The 17,277-nt window shown below is 50.6% G+C and carries 13 protein-coding genes; 1 reads left to right on the top strand and 12 read right to left on the bottom strand.

Translation table 11 applies throughout. The annotated features are described in order from the left end of the window. Nucleotides 1–38 precede the first annotated feature (38 nt). The 11 genes from ACJJI5_RS20815 to ACJJI5_RS20765 form a co-directional block, all read right to left on the bottom strand. A complete protein-coding gene (locus ACJJI5_RS20815) occupies nucleotides 39–1,337 on the bottom strand; it encodes a YHYH protein (protein WP_444926643.1) in 1,299 nt (432 codons plus the stop codon). A gap of 283 nt (nucleotides 1,338–1,620) precedes the next feature. Beyond that, on the bottom strand, nucleotides 1,621–2,163 hold the full coding sequence (locus ACJJI5_RS20810; RefSeq protein WP_444918958.1) for a hypothetical protein: 543 nt from the start codon (nucleotides 2,161–2,163) through the stop codon (nucleotides 1,621–1,623). A 30-nt stretch (nucleotides 2,164–2,193) separates the two neighbouring features. After that, complete coding sequence (locus ACJJI5_RS20805) at nucleotides 2,194–3,741, bottom strand: YHYH protein (protein WP_445355092.1); 1,548 nt, start codon at nucleotides 3,739–3,741, stop codon at nucleotides 2,194–2,196. A 30-nt stretch (nucleotides 3,742–3,771) separates the two neighbouring features. Beyond that, a complete protein-coding gene (locus ACJJI5_RS20800) occupies nucleotides 3,772–5,136 on the bottom strand; it encodes a YHYH protein (RefSeq protein WP_445355091.1) in 1,365 nt (454 codons plus the stop codon). Between the two features lie 708 nt (nucleotides 5,137–5,844). Further along, nucleotides 5,845–7,155 carry a YHYH protein gene (locus ACJJI5_RS20795; RefSeq protein WP_445355090.1) on the bottom strand — a complete coding sequence of 437 codons (1,311 nt, stop codon included), beginning with the start codon at nucleotides 7,153–7,155 and terminating at the stop codon, nucleotides 5,845–5,847. A 201-nt stretch (nucleotides 7,156–7,356) separates the two neighbouring features. Further along, nucleotides 7,357–8,739 carry an MATE family efflux transporter gene (locus ACJJI5_RS20790; protein WP_445355089.1) on the bottom strand — a complete coding sequence of 461 codons (1,383 nt, stop codon included), beginning with the start codon at nucleotides 8,737–8,739 and terminating at the stop codon, nucleotides 7,357–7,359. Nucleotides 8,740–8,862: 123 nt separating this feature from the next. Then, nucleotides 8,863–9,339: a ribosomal protein S18-alanine N-acetyltransferase gene (rimI, locus tag ACJJI5_RS20785; protein ID WP_445355088.1), complete on the bottom strand. Its 477-nt coding sequence runs from the start codon at nucleotides 9,337–9,339 to the stop codon at nucleotides 8,863–8,865. Continuing rightward, nucleotides 9,336–10,124 carry a uracil-DNA glycosylase family protein gene (locus ACJJI5_RS20780; RefSeq protein ID WP_445355087.1) on the bottom strand — a complete coding sequence of 263 codons (789 nt, stop codon included), beginning with the start codon at nucleotides 10,122–10,124 and terminating at the stop codon, nucleotides 9,336–9,338. Before ACJJI5_RS20780 ends, rimI begins: the two co-directional genes overlap by 4 nt. Further along, nucleotides 10,125–11,660 (bottom strand): 2-isopropylmalate synthase, encoded by a 1,536-nt coding sequence (locus tag ACJJI5_RS20775; protein ID WP_444906436.1) that lies wholly within the window; start codon nucleotides 11,658–11,660, stop codon nucleotides 10,125–10,127. A gap of 382 nt (nucleotides 11,661–12,042) precedes the next feature. Then, entirely contained in the window at nucleotides 12,043–12,522 is a 480-nt protein-coding gene (locus ACJJI5_RS20770) for a MarR family winged helix-turn-helix transcriptional regulator (protein ID WP_444906435.1), read from the bottom strand. Continuing rightward, complete coding sequence (locus tag ACJJI5_RS20765; RefSeq protein ID WP_282934317.1) at nucleotides 12,522–13,001, bottom strand: glutathione peroxidase; 480 nt, start codon at nucleotides 12,999–13,001, stop codon at nucleotides 12,522–12,524. The genes ACJJI5_RS20770 and ACJJI5_RS20765 overlap by 1 nt, the downstream gene beginning before the upstream one ends. A gap of 171 nt (nucleotides 13,002–13,172) precedes the next feature. Between ACJJI5_RS20765 and ACJJI5_RS20760 the strand changes: the two genes are divergently transcribed. Then, the gene (locus ACJJI5_RS20760) at nucleotides 13,173–15,104 is read left to right on the top strand and encodes a cytochrome c/FTR1 family iron permease (RefSeq protein WP_445355086.1); all 1,932 of its coding nucleotides are present in this window, start codon (nucleotides 13,173–13,175) and stop codon (nucleotides 15,102–15,104) included. Nucleotides 15,105–15,188: 84 nt separating this feature from the next. Here the strand turns inward: ACJJI5_RS20760 and ACJJI5_RS20755 are convergent, their stop codons facing one another. Beyond that, nucleotides 15,189–17,075: an MFS transporter gene (locus ACJJI5_RS20755; protein ID WP_444914787.1), complete on the bottom strand. Its 1,887-nt coding sequence runs from the start codon at nucleotides 17,073–17,075 to the stop codon at nucleotides 15,189–15,191. Between the last annotated feature and the right edge of the window lie 202 nt (nucleotides 17,076–17,277).

Raw genomic sequence — 17,277 nt, 5'->3', positions numbered from 1 at the left:
GAAAGTGGCTTGGCCTTCAATGTTAGTGCACCGCTGAACTACTGTGTTGAGCACTCATTGACAATAGTTTGATCATCTAGCTTGCCGTAAAAGCGGGGGCCAAAAGTATATGGGAAGGCGGGGACAAGCTCACCATCATCATCGACAGTGACAGTCAGGTGGTAATGGTATCCCCTTTCGTCATCTGAGTGACCGTTATGCTGGTCCAAATATACTCCGCCTTCATTAGTCAGGTCTTCGTCCCAGTAATAGTCCTCGTAGAAAAAGCCCGCCGCTGTAGTGAACTCATTGCCTGACAGGGAGGTATAAGAGCCACTTGTCGTGGGACCGGTATTCGATGTTGTTTCGACTCCTTGGGAGAGGTCGTATTCATCCACCAAGAGACAGCTTCTCTCGCCTGCTACGCCGCAACCGCTCTCGGAGCTGGGGTCGTCATAATCTCGTACAGCCCAGCTGCTTTCTGCGAGTTCTCCTTCACTCTGCCAGGGGCCATAGATTGCATAGCCGTCGGCGGTATAGCCGTAGATAGGGGAGTGGTCGTCACCTATATCGCCAACAAGATCGGCTAGGCAATCGCTATAAAAGTGATGGTGGTAATCTCCGTTTGCGGCGTGTCCACCACAGATATCCACATCGTAGACCTCAGCAACCGGTGCCAGGGTTTGCCAGGTGCCATCCACTGATTGACCATCACCCCAATCATAAATAGAGACGCCATTTACCCAGTAGCCCTGTACGCCGAGCCCCGTTGTGCACTCCTCCGTTGCGGGCTCGGGTTCGACAGGGATGTATCCGACATGAGAGACATTCTCTGGGCAAACGAGCCCTGGTGGCCAAAATCCATAGCCGGCATCTACATCACAGGTGCCAATACCTGTATAGCCAATATCCTGCCCAAAGCTGACAATATCTCCAACGCTGACAGTGGGGCTGCCGGTTTCGAAATCAGAGGAGGCTAATGGACGTTCAAGTAGTCCGTCTAGAATACTTTGAGTAATTTCAATCTCGTAGTCGGGAACACCGGTTGCTGAGACAACGGTGTATTCCCGGCCATCTACGGTTTCTGATGCTACGCTCTGGACGTTGACCAGAACCTGCTCATTGCTGTTACTTTCATAAATGTAAGGCGCGCGTTCGTCATCAGTATTCATAATCCAGACACCAGTATCAGTGCTGGAATCTGACTCTTCAGAGGAGGTCTCAGAAGAATCATCACCATCCTCATCTGAGGAAGAGCCACTATCGCATCCCTGAAGAACTCCGAGAGATATTATCAACGCTAGTGTATAAGAGAGTGTAGGCTGGCCATTCCGGTCAAAAATTTTAATTATTTTCATATCACACCGTGGCATATGGAGGAGTTGCTCCCCGAACCTAGCGCACAAAAGTGAATGAAATGTGGATGGCCTGCTAGCTACATTTTATATCCTCTTTATCGTCTTAATTTTTTTCAGATTTGTGCACTGCGTTCAAAAGAGATACTCCGTGAGTCAGGCAAAAATATCTTATTGCTTTATTGTAAATAGCCTAAGTAGCCTTTAATTAGTGGGCCGGCTATTAATTAAATATTTTTTGGGGTATTAGCTCCAATTCTCTCTTTGAAAAATTCCAGGTCTTAATCTAATTATCAGGTCGGCTGACTTTGGCTATTTGTTTGTTGCCCCCGATAGGTGATGTTGAAAAGCGGTGTAATACCAGCTCTTTCTTATCGAGGTGAACAAATAAGGTTGCCAGTATTCGCTTTCCACCGCGGCTCCAAGTGCTGTGGTCGTGTGCATTGAGAGTCACGGTGACTTGGTTAAAACCGGGTTTTAGTAATTTTCCGGGAATATGTAAATCCGAGCCATAAAGACGTTGGATTTTTTCCCCATTGATGTAAAGGTGGGCGTGCCCCTCCAGAAACTGCTCAGAATCGTCATTGGCAAAGCGAGGGGATTCCAGCTCAAACCGATCGTAGTCAATATGCAGGTTATAGCCGGACATATCGTCGCGGCTCATGTCCAGTTCGATTCTGGGAGCGGCAACATGCAGAGGTATCTCTATCACCGGATGCTGATCGCCATTGTGGCCCGCGTGAGGATTTGGCTGTGCCGCATACGCGGTCATAGAGGATGAAACAATCCAGGCCAAAGACCCAGCGATAAAGAACCTGTGCATTTTCATTTAACTCTTACTCCCAAGCTTGAATATGAGTTAGCGGCCAACGGTGGTTGAGCAGCGATTGACGATAGTTTGGTCATCCAGTTTGCCGGCAAAGCGTGGACCGAAGGTAAATGGGAAAGCTGGAATTAATTGGCCATTGTTATCCTGCGTCACTGTCAGGTGGTAGTGATAACCTCTTTCGCTGTCAGCGTGTCCATTGAATTGATCCAAGTATTCGCCACCTCGCGCTGTCAGGCTTTGATCCCAGTAATAATCCTCGTAGAAAAAACCTGCCGGAGTTTCAAATTCGTTTCCGGATTGAGAAGTGTAGCTACCGCTGGTAGTGGGGCCGGTGTTATTTGTATTGGATACGCCGCGATCAATATCATATTCATCGACTAGCAGACAGCTGCGTTGCCCGGCAACGCCACAGCCGGTGTCTGAACGGGGATCGTCGTAATCCCGTATTGCCCAGCTGCTTTTAGCGAGCACACCTGTGCTTTCCCATGGACCGTAAATTGCGTAGCCATCGGCGGTATAACCGTAGATAGGGGAGTGGCCATCGGCGGTGTCCCCGGCAATTTCAGCCAGGCAATTACTGTAAAAGTGATGGTGGTAATCGCCGTTAGCTGCATGGCCGCCACAGATATCTACGTCATAGACTTCTGCCATGGGAGCCAGGGTATGCCAAGTGTTATTTACTGACTGCCCGTCACTCCACTGGTAAATTGAGGTTCCATTTACCCAGTAACCCTGTACACCGAGCCCAGTTTCACAGCTCTCAGTGGATGCCTCAGGCTCAGCAGGAATATAGCCTACATGGTCGACGTTTTCGGGGCACACGGGACCTGGGGGCCAGAAGCCATAACCGGCTTCTGAGCCGCAGCTGGAATTACTGCGATAGCCGATGTCTTGGCCGAAGCTAACAACCTCACCAGTTTGTACCAAGGGGTAGCCATTGACGAAGTCTGTAGAGGCTTTTGGACGGCTGATGAGTGCGTCTAGTACTTCCTGGGTTATTTCAATCTGGTAGTCCGGGATACCGGTAGCAGATACGCGGGTATATTCTTTTCCGGCAACGGTTACAGGTTCAACACTTTGCACATTAACCAGAACCTGCTGATTACTGTTACTTTCGTAAATATAGGGGGCGCGTTCGTTAGTTGAATTGATAATCCAGGTAGTACCGGAGCTCTCTGTTACCGAGCCTTCCTCGTTACCTGAAATTGTCGAATTATCTGAGGAGCCGGAATTCTCTTCGTTAACGTCCGAAGAAGTGTCCTCGTTATTATTCGATGTATTGCTTGTTTCGTCGGTAGTTGTTTCTGCTGGATTATCTACCGTAGTATCTGTAGGACTTTCCTCTTCAACTGTATTGCTGTTTGAGTCGGTGGAGGAATCTGCAGTGTTATTTCTAGTGTTTTCTGAATTTATCGAATTGTTGTTTTGCCAGTTTCTTCCATTGCTATTGCGAACAGGTACTTCCCTAACCGAACGTTGATCGTTGTTATGCCCAGAGTTGGGATTAGGTTGAGCCACAACACTGGCTGCAGTTAGCCAGGCTAATGAGCCGGCAAGAAAGTACCCGTTAATTTTCACGAGAAGGTTACCTCAATTTATCTTTATTGGTTACCGCCCCACGGTTGTTGAGCATCGGCTGACAACAGTTTGGTCATCCAATTTTCCGTAAAAGCGCGGTCCAAAAGTGAAGGGAAAGGCGGGGATTAATTGTCCATCGCTATCGACAGTGACGGTAAGATGATAATGGTATCCTCGCTCATCATCCGAATGGCCATTGTACTGATCTAAATAGACTCCACCTTGAGCTGTAAGTTCTTCGTCCCAATAATAATCCTCGTAGAAAAAACCAGCAGCTGTTTCAAATTCATTTCCGGACGCGGAGGTATATGAATCACTTGTAGTTGGGCCAGTATTAGAAGTAGTTTCCACGCCTTGGGAAATATCATATTCATTGATTAATAAGCAGCTGCGCTCGCCGGCGACACCACAACCACTTTCGGATGAGACATCATCGTAATCTCGAACAGCCCAACTACTTTCCGCTAATTCACCCTCACTTTCCCAAGGGCCATAAATTGCATAGCCGTCGGCGGTGTAGCCATAAATTGGAGAGTGGTCGTCACCAATATCGCCGACCATCTCTGCGAGGCATTCACTGTAAAAATGGTGGTGATAATCACCGTTTGCTGCGTGACCACCGCAAATATCAACGTCGTAGACTTCAGCTAGGGGGGCGAGTGTATGCCATGTATTATCAACACTCATCCCGTCACTCCATTGATAAATAGAGGTTCCATTTACCCAGTAGCCCTGTACCCCTAAACCAGTTTCACAACTGTCAGTTGCAGGTTCAGGTTCAACGGGAAAATAGCCAACATGTGAAACATTTTCAGGACAGACAGGCCCCGGTGGCCAAAATCCATAACCAGCTTCTGTACCACAGGACGAATTACTTTTATATCCAATGTCCTGCCCAAAACTGACAATATCGCCAACGCTGACATAGGGGCTGCCGGTTAAAAAGTCAGAGGATGCTTTTGGACGTTCCAGGAGTGCATCGAGAACAGTTTGTGTAATTTCGATAGTGTAATTTGGAATGCCGGTTGCTGATACAACAGTGTATTCTTTACCGTCGACAGTTTCAGATTCAACGCTCTGAACATTTACTAGTACTTGTTCATTGCTGTTACTTTCATAGATATAGGGTGCGCGCTCATCATCAGTATTTAGAATCCAAACCCCGCTATCGGTGCTCGAGTCTGAGCTGTCACTATCATCTGAAGAATCGTCATCGTCATTATCGTCACCGGAATCTGAGCCGCTGTCACTAGTATCTTCAGATGACGAATCTGAATCAGATGAAGAGCTGCCGCCTCCACCGCATGCTTGGAGTACGCCTGAAAGCAATACCAGAGATATTACATAAGGCAAAATGGACTTTCGGTCCGTGTCAAAAATTTCCGTTAATTTCATAGCACACCGTGAACTAGATGGGGGTTAGCCCAGAAATTAGCGGATAAAAGTGGAGAAAATGTGGATAAATATTAACCTAATTTGCAAAGGGTTAAATTGGCTCTCTATTTCTGCTTAGTTTGTGCGTAAGTTCAAAAGGATGGCTTTTCTTTCGGAATCAACAGTTAAAAAGTTATTTGCTGAAAAATTACTTACCTCGTTAATGACTTTCTTTGTATTTAATTTAAATAAAATATTATTCTTGCGATATTTTTTTGACTAAAAGGTCTAGGGAGCCTCTGAATAACTCCGTAATGCCTCTGCGGGTCTTGAAGGCTGCAGATGTTAGGCGCAGCTCGCCGCGAATGGCCGTAGCCCTTGGCAAGAGCTGCAACGCAGCAGCTGTGGCCTTCAAGGCCCGCCCTTCGGGGCTTGCAGAGCGATTCACACTCCGCGTTGCGACTTCTTGAAAGGTCTAGACATTCCTGCGAAGCCGCGCCTTGATTGTGAACCGCTCTGCATGCCAGAGGTATCACGGAGTTATTCAGAGGCTCCCTAGTAGTTGGCTGGCTGTATTTAGTGAAGCCAGATACTGAAAGCAGAGGCCTGGGTTCTGAGACTGTATTTGGGAGAGTCGCCAGTCTGGAAGCTTTAACCGGTTCCAGGCTGGCGTGGGGCTTTATCAATGATTTATAGGTGATATAGGTAAGCTGTTTTCTGCTGGTCTAGTTACATGGGCGGTGGGCCAGGGGGAAAACCTCCGCCGACTTCATCGGAGCAAACATTCACGATTGTCTGGTCATCGAGTTTGCCGTAAAAGCGGGGCCCAAAAGTATAGGGGAATGATGGTGTCAGCTGCCCTTCATCATTCAGTTCTACCGTTAGGTGGTAGTGATAACCACGCTCGCTGTCACTGTGTCCATTGTATTGATCCAGATAAGCGCCCTCCTGATTGGTCAAATTGGAGTCCCAGTAATAGTCTTCGTAAAAAAAACCGCTGGTGGTTTGAAAAAGGTTGCCTGATAGGGACGTAAATGTATCGCTGGTACTGGGGCCGGATTGGGCAAGTGTATTTGTGCCCTGTGATAAATCGTATTCATCTACCAGTAAACAACTGCGCTCACCGGCAATCCCGCAGCCGCTGGTAGAGTCGGCATCGTCATAGTCTCTAGTGACCCAGCTACTTACTACAAGTACACCATCGGCCTCCCAGGGGCCATAAATGGGATAGCCATCAGCGGTAAACCCGTAGACGGGGGAGTGGCTATCTCCAGTGTCTCCAACCAAGTCGGCCAGGCAATCGCTGTAGAAGTGGTGGTGATAGTCTCCCCGAGCAGCGTGTCCACCACAGATATCAACATCGTACATCTCAGCGACCGGTGCCAGAGTATGCCAGGTACCATTCACGGACTGTCCATCGCTCCACTGGTAGATAGAGGTGCCGTTGACCCAATAGCCCTGTGGTCCGAGTCCACTTTCACAAGCTTCTTCTGAGACCTCTGGCTCAGTTGGAAAATAGCTGTTGTGGGAAACATTTTCTGGGCAGACAGGGCCCGGCGGCCAGAATCCAAAACCCGCTTCGGCGTAGCAGGTATGTGGATTGCTGCTAAAGCCGATATCCTGACCAAAACTCACGATATCGCCAATTTGTACCGTGGGGCTGCCGTAGACAAAGTCGGTGCTCGCCTTGGGGCGATTGATTAGCTCGTCGTAGATAGCGGTGGTGATTTCAATTTCATAATCCGGGATGCCGGATGCAGTGACTTGAGTGTATTCCCTGCTGTCGACAGTGACGGTTTCGATGCTTTGTACATTGACCAGGACCTGCTCATTACTATTGCTTTCGTAGATGTAAGGCGCCCGTTCATCGTCGGTATTTAGCACCCAGGGGCTGCTGTCATCGCCAGTATCGTCATCTGATGGGGGTGGATCTGAATCGTCATTGTCGCACCCTGTTAAAGGTGCACAGACCAGAAGTATTGTCAGTGCGCTGATTAATAGGGTGCGGGTTTGAAGGGGGGAAATCTCCTGAAGCCTCATCGAATCACCATCCATGTTTCGCAGTAAGAGAAGAAGGCGGGCTATGCTGCTGTCTGCCGGGGTTTGGAGGAATTTGAAGTTATCGGCAAAAATGGCAAGTAATGTGTACGCTGCCCGTTAAGGCACTGATTTCCTTGTGTTGTGTTTTTAGGGGGGGGATAGATATGGGCCCAATCAGGAGTGATTCGGCCCATAGATTGATCAGTTGGTTGACAGCTCGGGGCTGGATGTTGTCTCTGCCGTGCGCTGGTGCGTATCGCGGCGCAGCCACCACCAGGAAACAAAGCCGAGAATCAGGTTGGATGCTGCTGTAGCGACAAACAGGCCGGTCATGCCCCACAGGCTGTTTCCAATCCAGGCCAGGGGTAGGTATAGGCCCAGTACCCGCAGGAAAGAAATGACGGTTGCAGGCAGCGGTTTCCCGAGTCCATTGAATGCGGCATTGGCAGACATCACAAAGCCGTACCCGGCATAGCTGAGAGGCACCAGGGTCAGGTAGGCAACAGCGACAGCGAGAACCTCGGTGGAATCACTGAACAGACTTACGATAGGTTCTGCAACAAAGTAGAGAAGCACCGCCAGTCCCGCTCCAAATACCAGGCAGAACCTTGCCAGTACGCTCACGGTTTCCCGCAGGCGATCGGTTTTTTCCGCCCCGGCATTCTGCCCCATAAAGGGGCCGACTACAGAGGAAAGTGCGTAAAACACAATGAGTGCCAGGGGTTCGACTCGGAGTGCGACTCCCAGGCCCGCGACGGCATCCTCGCCGTGCACGGCAACGAGTGCAACGACAACCCCCCCCGATACGGGAATAATGACATTGGTGAGCACAGCGGGAAGCCCGACAGCCAACACTTTGCGCCAGGATTCGAGTAGGCCGCTCAGCCGCCATTGTGGGGCTGTCATTAGGTGTTCTTTTTTGATGACGAAGTAGAGTGCAGCAATAAAGCTCAGGGCGCGCACGATAATCGTAGCGATAGCTGCTCCCTGGAGCTCAAGTCGGGGAAAGCCGAAAAGCCCAAAAATCAAAATGGGGTCGAGAATCAGGTTCAGCAGGGCTACCGCCACCATGATACGGCCGGTTACCGCGCTGTTACCAATGGCGCGAAGAGCGGCGAGCGCGACGGTCGGGACAATGACAAAGATGGTTCCCAGATACCAGGGGATCATGTAATCGGCAATAAGCGGAAGCATATCGGGGCCGGCGCCCAGCAGCTCAAATAGAGGGCGCATGGTGGCCAGGCCGACTGCAGTAATCACAATAGCAATCAGCAGTGCCAGTACAGATGCGTCAGTTACCAGGCGGCGAACGTTCTTTATATCTCCAGCGCCGTAAACCCGGGCCACAGCCGAAGAAGTACCTGCGCCGAGGCCGATAGCAAAGCTGTTTATGGCCATCACTACCGGGAAGGTGAAACTCATCGCCGCCAGGGGGCCATCGCCCAGCTGGGAGACAAAATAGGTATCGGCGATATTAAAGGACATGGCGGCGAGAATTCCCCAGACCATGGGTAGTGCCAGTCTCTGTAAGTGACTGGAAACTGAACCTTCCAGCAGTGATGGGCTGCTTTTTGATAGAGACATGTATAACTCTTGTCAATCCAACGAGGGGGTTGGGAAGTCGGGAATAGTGTTACAGAGCAGGAGTGGTTGCCTGCCGTTCAAGGCCTTGTCGGTAAGGCGGGAATTCCGAATGAGAGGCTCATTCTACGACTGAGTGTCATTCAGAGCGAGACTCATGAGTACGGCGTCCTCGCGCATGCCGTTTTGCGCGGGGTAATAACTTTTGCGTATCCCGTCTTCAGAGAAACCCAGTTTGCGATAGAGGGAGCGCGCAGCGAGATTGGATACCCGCACCTCGAGCAAAATTCGCTCAACTTCGCAGGGTAATTCCGTTTTCACGCTGTTCAGCAGTGCCTCGGCGAGGCCCTGTCGGCGTCGCGCTGGCGATACGGCAATGTCCAGGATTTCTGCCTGGTCAAATAGGCTACTGATCACGCAACAGGCGATAATGTCATCGCCTTGGATCAGGACCCAGCAGTAGTGGCCGGCGCTGAGACTCTGCTGGTATTGGGCTTGACTCCACGGATGACTGTGGGCACTTTTTGCCAGCTGGGCCAGAGATGCACAGTCATCGGCATCGGCGGAGCGCAACTGTAGCTCAGTGTAATTTAAATAGGTCATTCTGCGCGGGTTTCAGTCGGGTAACTAGTGCGCAACAGGTTCCACAGGGGGCGTTTTAGTTCGGGGGCTCGCAGTAGTTGCGAGAGGCTGGGCATACTAATTAAGCGGGCCTTCTGCCATTCGACAACCTGGCTTTCCAATGGGATCGGAGTGCAAAAGTTTTGAGCTTCACTGCCCATCAGCCAGATGGATTTAACCGGCATACGGGAATAAGAGGCCTCCAACCAGCTGGAGAATGTATCCCGAGCCTGTGAGGCGTCTTCGGCAGGACCAAAGCGATTTTCTGTTAAAGGCCATTGCAGGCGCTCCTGTTGCCGGGGGAGCTGGTGCCAGTGCAAGGCGCGGAGAATATTGTTGAACAGGGCTTCCAGGGGAAGCGCTGCACCAGGCTCGTGGCTGTCCACGGCCAGGAGTTCCTCCCCAATACGCCAGCAGTTCAAAACAAAAGGTTTAACACTTTGCTGGGGGGGGGCAACAGGAGCCGGTGTCACTGCCACCGTCTCTTGTGGGCGTTTTGTCTGGTCGGTGAGAGCGCTTATTTCATCTAGCACACGGGCGTTGCGCTCCGGACTCTGTACCGGTTGGGTGATTATCTGATCTGCTGAGTGGGGTAGCGGGTTTTGAGCTATTCCACTTGCAACCAGAGGCTGCTGAGTCCCAGCAGCCTCTTCGGCGGGAGGCAGTTCGGCCTGGCGAGGATCGGGTGCGAGCGGCAATACGAATCGGGGCACATAGCTTGGAACCCCAAGTACTGATAAATATTCCGCTCGCTGAAGCTCGTTCACTTATACGCCCTGTTTCTTACTCTCACTGCTGGCGAGCAAGTTTAACGCATCCATGTAGGCTTGTGCTGAGGCAATCAGGATATCTGTATCTGCGCCAACGCCGTTGACCAGGCGGCCGTCCTTTTCCAGGCGCACTGTAACGGACCCTTGGGAGTCTGTTCCCTGGGTGACCGCATTCACAGAATACAGTTTTAAATCGGCGCCACTGTTTACCAGCTGTTCAATAGCTTTGAAGGTGGCATCTACGGGGCCGCCACCGCTGGCTTCAGTCTGCCGGAGTTCTCCATCAATGGTGAGGCTGACAAAGGCCTGGGGGGCTGAACCGATTTTGGTGCGCACATCCAGGTCGCTCAGTTGGAACCGTTCCACTGGGGACTCGCCTCCGCTCACCAGAGAGTGCAAATCTTCGTCAAAGATCTCATGCTTCTTATCGGCGAGGTCTTTAAAGCGGGCAAATACCTGCTGGAATTCTTCGGTATCGGCGAAATCTACCCCCAGCTCTTCGTAACGGGCGCGGACGGCAGCCCGGCCGGAGTGTTTACCGAGAACCAGACGGTTTTGACCCCAGCCTACATCTTCAGCGCGCATGATTTCGTAGGTCTCGCGGTGTTTCAGAACACCGTCCTGGTGAATGCCGGACTCATGGGCAAAGGCATTAGCGCCGACAATGGCCTTGTTGGGCTGTACCGGGAAGCCGGTAATCGACGACACCATTCTCGAAGTGGGCACGATGTGGCTGGTATCCAGCCCTGTTTCTACCGGGTAGAGATCCTGGCGGGTTTGTACTGCCATAACGATTTCTTCCAGGGAGGCATTACCGGCGCGCTCTCCCAAGCCATTGATGGTGCATTCCACTTGGCGCACACCGTTCATCACGGCCGACAGGGAGTTGGCAACGGCGAGGCCCAGGTCGTTGTGACAGTGGGTCGAAAAGATGGCTTTGTCGGAGTTGGGAACGTTTTCGATAACGCGGCGGAACATAGCCCCATATTCTTCCGGCTCTCCGTAACCAACGGTGTCGGGAATATTGATAGTGCCGGCCCCTGCCGCGATAACCGCTTCGATGATGCGATACATAAATTCCGGCTCGGAGCGGCTGCCATCCTCGAGGGAGAATTCCACATCGTCGGTAAAGTTGCGCGCTGTTTGAACCGCTTTCACTGCCTGCTGCAACACCGCTTCCGGCTCCATTTGCAGCTTGTATTTCATATGGATTGGAGAAGTGGCAATAAATGTGTGGATACGCGAGGCGTTGGCATTCTTCAGGGCTTCGCCAGCGCGCACGATATCGGCATTGACCGCTCGGGCAAGGCTGCAAACCCGTGATTCGGTAACGGCTTCAGCGACGGCCTTGACCGACTCGAAGTCCCCGGGACTGGCAATCGCGAATCCAGCCTCAATGACATCGACACGCATTCTCTCAAGCATGCGGGCGATGCGAATTTTTTCCTCTCTCGTCATAGAGGCGCCAGGACTCTGCTCGCCATCGCGCAGAGTGGTATCAAAAATGACTAACTTATCTTTTTTAGTGCTCATTTTCGTTTGTTCTCCTTATTTGCTTTGAGGCTAAACAGGGGGCCTTGCCGCTGTCTATGCATCGCTCAAATAAAGTTTGGAATTCTGTTGGGGGTGGGGGGGAGAAAAATTATATGCCGCGCAGGGGCAGTCGTAGCGAGAAAGCTAGGGCAAGAAAAGACTGGCGCTGAATTATAAATGGAGTCTTCATATACAACAGTTTCCGCATTAGGTCGGATTCAGGGCATTATGAAGCGGAATCAACCGAAAGGTCAATGTATATCCTAATATTGGCGTATTATTTTCTGTTTTTGTTATTATGTTTTCGGTCTGGGCTGTTTTTTAGTGTTTATATCCTGTTTTTGAAGGGCTGCCCCACTGAGGGTTTCAATGGGGTCTGCTATTAAGGGGTGGTATCGGTCAATTTATGCAGAAACTGCCACAAGTCTCCGTGTAGTTGCTCTACCTCGCTGCGGCTGATACGGCTGTTGTCCAGCTGTGCTGTCACCCACTCTCTGGCTCTTGGTTTAAGGGCAAGGCTTTCCTCTGTCACAGTGATCAGGGTTATCCGTTCATCCTGATTGCTGCGGCGACGCTTGACCAGGCCGTTTTGCTCCATCCGCTTAAGCAGCGGGGTCAAGGTGCCGGAATCCAGCATCAGCCTCTGCCCCAGTGCACTGACGCTCTGCTCTTCTTCCGATGGCGCCTTGGTGTTGGCCCACTCCCACAGAACCATTAAAACCAGATATTGCGGATAGGTGATCCCCAATTCCTTTAGCATCGGCTGGTAGGCGCGGGTCATGGCTCGGGATGCGGCGTAGAGGGCAAAACATAGCTGGCGGTTCAGTGCCAGCTCGCCGGAATCGTCATCACAGACAATCATCAGAGCATACGCTCGATTTCTGTCTCCAGGGATGCCGGTGCATCCTTTGGCGCGTAGCGTTTAACATTTTCGCCATTCTTACCGATCAAGAACTTAGTGAAATTCCACTTAATGCCCTCGGTTCCCAATAGCCCCGGCGCACGTTTCTTGAGCTCCACAAACAGCGGGTGAGCTTCATCGCCATTGACGTCCAGCTTAGCGTAGACGGGGAAGCTGACTCCAAAGTTCAGTTCACAAAACTCCTGAATTTCCTCATCGCTACCGGGTTCCTGCTTGCCAAATTGATTGCAGGGAAAGCCCAGGACGGTAAATCCACGGTCTTTGTATTTTTTATATAAATCCTCCAGGCCCGCGTATTGCTTGGTGAAGCCACACTTACTGGCCGTGTTAACAACTAGCACCACCTTGTCTTTGTAATCGGCCAGAGTGGTCTTTTGCCCATCAGCGGTTTGCACAGGAATTGAGTAGAGATCGGTCATTGGGAGAGCCTCGAAGGTTTGTATTTTGCTAAATTTAGTTGTGCACAACCTTTTTTGCAACTGCTTTATTTGGGAGTAGCCCTTTTGCAGGCTTTATTGTGAGAATGATTACCAATTATATTATGCGCCAGATTGATAAAACCCTTTTGCAATAACAGTAAAGGATTCTCCATGCGCCTCACCTTACACTTGGCCCGCCTGCTAGTGGCGCTACTGGCCATTACGGTTCTACCCGTCCAAGCCCAGGCCTCCGGTCTTTCAGAGCAGGAATTGCGCCAGCTGATGCAGATGGCAGAGTACATCGGTGTAGATTACCCGGAAGCGGTGGCAGACGGGGAGATCATTAGTGACGATGAGTTTGCAGAGATGCAGGAGTTCGCCTCGGTACTGATCGATCGCGGCGCACAACTGCAAGAGTCGCCTGAAGCGGCGATGATCCGCACCGAGGCGGATGCGTTGCAAGCGGCGATTCTCCGCAAGGCCAGTGTGCAGGAAGTGCAAGCGCATACCGCCAAGTTGCGTCAGGGGCTACTATCTATCGCCCCCGCGCTATCTTTGCCCACTGCATTGCTGAATGTGGATGAGAGTCGCGCTATCTACCAGGCGCAGTGTGTTACCTGCCATGGTATCGAGGGTAAAGGGGATGGCCCCTTAGCGGCACAGTTGGAGCCGGCGCCGACAAACTTCTACGAGTTGGAGCGCGCTGAAAATCGCTCCCTGCTGGGCCTTTACGATGCTATCAGTAACGGTATCGATGGCACTGCAATGACCGCCTTCAAAAACCTGAATGAGCAGCAGCGCTGGTCCCTGGCATTTTATGTTGGCGGCCTGGCTTTCCAAGGTGAAGCGGGGGAGGGCGAAGGCGTTGAGCCGAGCTTGCAGGATATCGTGATGTACAGCCCCAATGTGCTGCAGAGTGATCGCCCGGAACTGTCCGGCGCGGCAGTTGCTTCCCTGCGTGCCGACCCCACACCCTTCTTTACTGGTGAGGAGAGCCTCAGTAGCCAGCCGATTGAGATAGCCCGTGCGCAACTGGAAAAGTCCTTGGTGGCCTACCAGGAAGGTAACTACGATCACGCCCGCACCCTGGCTATTAGTGCCTACCTGGACGGTTTTGAGATGGCGGAGAGTTCTCTGGATTCCCTCGACGCCGATCTGCGTAAAGCCACTGAGCGGGAGCTGCTCGGGCTGCGCAGTCAGCTGAATGCCGATAGTAACCCCGAGCAAGTCGGGGCTCAGGTACAGGTAATTCTTGAGCAACTCGGGCGCGCCGAATCTTTAATGCAGGAGACAACTCTCTCTGCGGGTGCACTATTTATTGCCAGCTTGGTGATACTTCTGCGCGAAGGTCTCGAGGCGCTGCTGGTTGTGATTGCACTGACAACGATCCTGGTAAAATCCGGTCGTCGCGATGCGTTGAAATTTGTTCACTTCGGTTGGATCAGTGCCGCGGTCGCAGGTGTTGTTACTTGGGTTGCCGCACAGAGTTTGGTTTCCATCAGTGGCGCCAGCCGGGAAGTTATGGAAGGGGTTGCAGCGCTTCTGGCCGCAGTTGTGCTCTTCTACGTGGGTTTCTGGATGCACAGTAAGACCCAGGCGGATCAGTGGCAGCAATATATCCAGAACAGCATCAACCGCAGCCTTAGCGCTGGCGCCCTGTGGGGCATTGCCGGTCTCGCATTTGTCGCTGTGTACCGCGAAATTTTTGAAACCATCCTGTTCTACCAGGCCCTATTGGTGCAAACAGCTTCCAGTCAGTACAGCGCCCTATGGGGGGGGCTCGCTGCCGGTGCGATATTGCTGGTTGTGCTGGGCGTTGCCTTTGTGCGCTTCTCTGCTCGCTTGCCTATAGGCAAGTTCTTCTCCATGACGACCTATTTACTGTTGGCGTTGTCATTTGTTCTTGCGGGCAAGGCTGTCGCGGCGCTGCAAGAAGCGGCGTGGATTGCGATTTCCCCGCTGCCGGTAAATCTCAGCTTTGACTGGTTGGGTATCTACCCGACTTGGCAAGGTGTTGGTATTCAGGGGGCAATACTGGTTGTCGCTCTGTGGTTGCTACTGAAAGGCGGCCGCTCAGATTCCAGTTCCGCTAAAGCGGCCTAAATGGCTTTTGGGTACCCGCAACTCTGTGGGTACCCTATTTCTTCTTCTGGCTCCCATCACATTATTGTTTGGGCTGTTGTGCTCTTACAATTGGTCGCCTCTGAGTTCTGCAATCTTTCTTCTCAAGTTTTCTCTTTTTGCATTGCTGCCGTCGATCGGTTCTCCTGCGATGATATTGACCTTGGGGAAAAATCGACGCTTTTGTTTTTTGGGAAGCCTCGTGTCCTGTGGGCTGAAAATACTTCCCCAAAGTCCTTGAAGAGCTATTGGAATGACCGGAACTGTAGTTCGCTCAAGAATTTCCTCGACGTCTTTTAAAAAGGGTTGAAGGTTGCCGTCGAGTGTGATTTTGCCTTCGGGGAAGATACACATTATTTCTCCTTTTTTCAGCCCGTCCTCTATGGCCTGTAGGGCAGTTTCTCGACTTTTTGGATCATCACCTTTAAGGGGAATGGGAATGGCTGCATTAGTGCGAAATAGAAAGTGGAGCATTGGCATTTGGTAGATCGACTGATGAGTGATGAAGCGAATGGGGCGCTGTACGGCATCGGCGAGCAGTAGAGGATCTAAATAGCTAACATGATTACTGATGATTAATGCCGGCCCTTTAGTGGGAATTTTATCCAGGCCATCCAAACTGATGTGGCAAAGGGTATGGGTGGGAACCCATAGCAACATTCGCGTTGCAAGTTCGGGTTCTCGTGAAAAAATGATTGTCACAATAACAATATTCATTAGTGCGACTATTACGAAAAATTCAGGAATTCCGATATGAATAAAGTCGAGAATGAAAATGTCGAAGAGGGCGGCAACTGCCATAAAGAATGCGTTGACAACGTTGCTAATTGAAATTACCTGCCCTCGGATGGTTTCCGTGGCTCGGTCTTGGATTACGGCGTATAGAGGGACTGAAAAAATGCCCCCAAAAATTCCGAATAATGCGATAGCGATCAAAATAGGGTAGGAATTGGTATTGAGAATAAACTGATGGACTGTAGCATTGGCAGTGGCATCAAAATTAGCTGCAAGATATCCAAGAGCTAAGCCTGAGGCTGTTACTCCGATGGCACCTATAGGAACAATGCCTAGTTCAATACGCCCCTTAGATAAGCTGCTGCATAGCAGGGAACCCGCTGCTGTACCAACCGTCAGGCTGCAAAGTAATAGGGTAATAACTTGCTCATCACCCTTGAGGATATTTTTAGTAAAGCTAGGGACCTGGGCCAGGTAGGCGGTGGTTAGCATCCAAAACCAAGCGACGGCTAATATGGAGTAAAAAACGGCAGGTGTTTGTGTGGTTAGATGCAAAACTTTTAGAGTGTGAGATATTGGATTCCAATTAACCTTCAGGCCTGGTGTTGGTGGTGGCGCAGGAGGAATAGCAAAGCTTGCTAGTAATCCTAGAAAGGCAAAACCAATTAATGCGAGCGCTATATAATATAGGCCATATTGGCCTGGGCCAGTCATTCCAATCAGGAGGATTCCAATAATAGTTCCTATTAGTGTCCCGCTAAAGGAACCCATTTGGACTAAAGCATTGCCACTGAGTAGCTCGTCACGATGTAAATGCTGGGGAAGTAAGGCGTATTTTGTTGCGCTATAGAATGTGGCGTGAATACCATATAGAAGAATGGCCGCTAACCCCAAAGTATAGTTTTTGGTAAATAGCGCAGTGACACCGATAATGGCGAAAATAATTTCACAGACCTTTAGGATACGTATTATGGAGCCTTTATCATATTTATCTGCTATTTGGCCCGCAGATGCGGAGAGCAAAAAAAAAGGAAATATGTATAGGCTTGAAGCGATATTGACTAGAGTGTTTGCTTCTGTAGCGGCTAGTTGATAGACCAATAAAACGATGAGGGCATTTTTATAGAATTTATCATCCAGCATTTCAAATACGTGAGTGATAAACAGCGGGAGAAAGCGACGTTTGGTAAGCAGTTTAAATTGACTGTTCTGAGTCATGAACAGTTGCCACTTATATGATGGATGATCATTCTGAAAGAGTGTTTTTTATACAGGGTACCGTTTTCAAATGGCGCACCGAGACTGCAACAAAAGCTTCTGTTTTTTAATGAATGCAAACAAATTAATGAGTTCTATATTCAATCCTAGCAGATGGTGCTGGTTTATCGGAGATGTCTGTTTGTGTTTGGTTATAAATTAC

It is taken from the genome of Microbulbifer maximicatervae (SeqCode) (assembly GCF_052467955.1).
The sequence above is the reverse complement of the archived record's forward strand: the minus strand, read 5'-3'. Positions and strand labels throughout refer to the sequence as shown.